The following is a 1,065-nucleotide window of genomic DNA, read 5'->3' as shown; positions in this document are numbered from 1 at the left end:
GGCCTTAACGTCGAGCAGCAGGTCAAGCGCCTGCGCCGCCTGTCCACCGGCTCCGCCGCGGCGCTCAACAGCGCTGGCGTGTCGGTGAACTCGCAGGCCTCCGAATCCAACACCGTCAACGCCGAGGAGTAAGCATGGCCACCACCGGCATCGCAATGCAGGGCCTGTCGGCCGCCATCGTCTACACCGCCATCGACAAGATCGGCAAGATGATCACGGACGCCGAAGGCCGGATGCAGTCCAAGATCGGCCCGGCCATCACCCAGATCATCGATGGCATCCCAGGCGAGCCCGAGGTGGCCAAGGCCAAGCACAGCAACAGCCTGTCTGCCGTGCTGACGGCCCTGGGCCCGGCCTCGGTCGAGACCTCGGCCCCGGTCGTGGGGCAACTGCCGCAGGTCATCGAGCAGGCCGTGGGCACGTTCTTCACGGGCTACAGCAGCGTGGTCAACGACCTGTTCCCGGGGCTGCTGGACGCTGGCGCCGACGCGGATGCGTGGATCCAGTCGGCCCTGACATCGGCGGTGGGCACGACCTACATCGAGAGCGTGGACCGCGTGGCCGGCGACACCGCTTTCGCGCTGGCGCGCAAGGACGCCTGGGCAGGGGAGCGGGATCTGCTGGATGCCGCCGCCGCCAGCGGCCACCGCTTCGCCCCGGGCGCCACGCACAACGCCATCGCGCGGCTGCACGCCGAAAGCACCCGAGCAGCAGCCGATGCCATCGCGGCCACCCACGCCGCGCGCCTGCGCGAGGAGCGCGAGACCAAGATGCGCCTGGTGCGCGCCGAACTGGACCAGCGCATGGACCGCATCAAGCAGCTGCACCAGCAGACGGCCCAGGCCTTCCGCGACAAGCTGCGTGCCCGGGGCCTGTGGATCAGCGATCAGGACGCCGTGATCGACAGCTACAACCGCTGCTACGCGCTGCCCGCCCAGTTCAACGCCCGTCTGGCGCAATTGGCCCAGGAAGCAGCCCAGCGGCACTACAAGAGCACGGCCGACGCCCTGCAGATCAGCGACGTGGCCGTGGACGTGGCCAAGCTCAAGATGGTCAACGGCCAGG

1 protein-coding gene is annotated in these 1,065 nt (G+C 69.2%); it reads left to right on the top strand.

Features of this window, described 5'->3' with window-relative positions:
- Positions 1-134: 134 nt before the first annotated feature.
- The coding region (locus tag DA1_RS29310) for a hypothetical protein (protein WP_155737685.1) at positions 135-1,065 on the top strand (931 nt) is incomplete at its 3' end.

The sequence above is a fragment of the Delftia acidovorans NBRC 14950 genome (assembly GCF_001598795.1).
GTDB classification, from domain to species: domain Bacteria; phylum Pseudomonadota; class Gammaproteobacteria; order Burkholderiales; family Burkholderiaceae_C; genus Comamonas; species Comamonas acidovorans.
This window is presented reverse-complemented; position numbering and strand designations above follow the sequence as displayed.